The organism is Murinocardiopsis flavida, assembly GCF_003014485.1.
GTDB lineage: Bacteria > Actinomycetota > Actinomycetes > Streptosporangiales > Streptosporangiaceae > Murinocardiopsis > Murinocardiopsis flavida.
In genome coordinates, this window is sequence record NZ_PYGA01000067.1 from 1 (window position 1) to 1,543 (window position 1,543).

A 1,543-nucleotide genomic window follows, 5' to 3' on the forward strand; every position below is an offset into this window, starting at 1 on the left:
GCTGGTGGGGGTGTAGGGGGTCCAGTGCAGGTCGAGCAGGTCCCGCGGCAGCGGCGCCGCCGACCCCGACACGGTGGTGGGGGTGTGGAGTGTGTCGGGGGCGAGGGGGCGCAGGGTGAGTCCGGCGATGGTGGCGATCGGGGTGCCGGTGTCGTCGGCCAGCTCGACCCGCACCCCTTCCCCGGCACCGCCCGTATTTGAGCCGCCGCCGTTGGTGTGGTCGCTGCTGTCCTCGCCTGCGCTGCCTGCACGGTCGTGGTCGCTGCTGTCCTCGCCTGCACGGTCGTGGTCGCTGGTGCCTTCGCCTGCGCTGGTGGTCGTGCCCTGGCCGTTGTTGGTGGTGGGGGTGATGCGGACGCGGGCGCGGGTGGCGCCGGGGGTGTGGATGTGGATGCCGGTCCAGGCGAAGGGCAGGGTGAGGGGTTGGTCGGCGGGGTGGGGCAGGGCGGTGGCGTGGAGGGCGGCATCCAGGAGGGCGGGGTGGAGGGTGTATGCGGGGGCGTGTTGGGCTTCGGGGTGGTCGAGTTCGACTTCGGCGAAGGTTTCGTGGCCGCGGTGCCAGGCGCGGGTGAGGCGTTGGAAGGCGGGGCCGTAGCCCATGCCGAGGGTGTCCATGGCGGGGTAGAGGTGGGTGGTGTCGTGGGGGTGGGCGCCGGGTGGGGGCCAGGCGGTGAAGTCGTAGCCGGGCTCGCGGGCGGGGTGGGTGCCGGCACCGGTCTCAGGGCCGGTGCGGCTGCCGTTGCCGGCAGGGTCCGCGCTGGTGGCGGTTCCACTGCCTGCCCCGGTTCCGGTGCCCGCACCGGTTCCACTGCCCGCACCGGGGGCGGTGCCTGCCCCGTGTGAGGTGCCCGGACCGGGGGTGGTGCCTGCCCCGCGCGTGGTGTCCGCACCGGTTCCGGTGGTGCCGGGGGTGGTGTCCGGGCTGGTGTCGGTGGTGAGGGTGGCGGTGGCGTGGTGGATCCAGCCGCCCGCACCGGCGCCGGTCTCACCGTTCCCGCCGGGTTGGCCTGTGCCGTTGGTCTGCGCGCTGCCTGTGCCGTTGGCGGTGCCGGGGTGTGTCTTTGTGCGGGTGGTGCGGGCGTGGATGGTGAGGGGGCGGGTGGTGGGGGTGTCGGGGGGTCCGACGGTGACGCGCAGGTCGGTGGGGGTGCGGGGGTCCAGGATCAGCGGGGTGTGGATGAGGAGCTCACCGACCCCGACACCCCCTGAGGCCCCGAACCGGTTCCCGCTACCGCTGGCGTCAGCGGTGCCGTTGCCGCTGGAGGTGCCAGCACCGCCGGTCCCGGTATTGCCGTTGCTGTTCGTTGCGCCGTTCCCGCTGCCGCTGGCTCCGCCACTGCCACTGCTTCTGCTGCCGTTGGTGCCTGTGGCGCCGTTCGCTCTGACGGCTTCGGCACTGCTGGTCGCGTTCCCGTTGGCTCCCGTGTGGCTGTTGGCGGGGCTGGTCCCGTCCCCGTTGGTGGTCGCGTTTCCGGTGGTTCTGTTCCTGGTTGTGTGGTTGAGGGTGTGGGCGGTGTGGGTGGCGAGTTCGAGGAAGCCGGTG

1 protein-coding gene is annotated in these 1,543 nt (G+C 73.2%); it reads right to left on the minus strand.

All coding sequences use genetic code 11. The features are described 5' to 3' along the window. A partial coding sequence (locus CLV63_RS33050; RefSeq protein WP_211301606.1) for a polyketide synthase dehydratase domain-containing protein occupies window positions 1-1,543 on the minus strand: 1,543 nt, incomplete at both ends.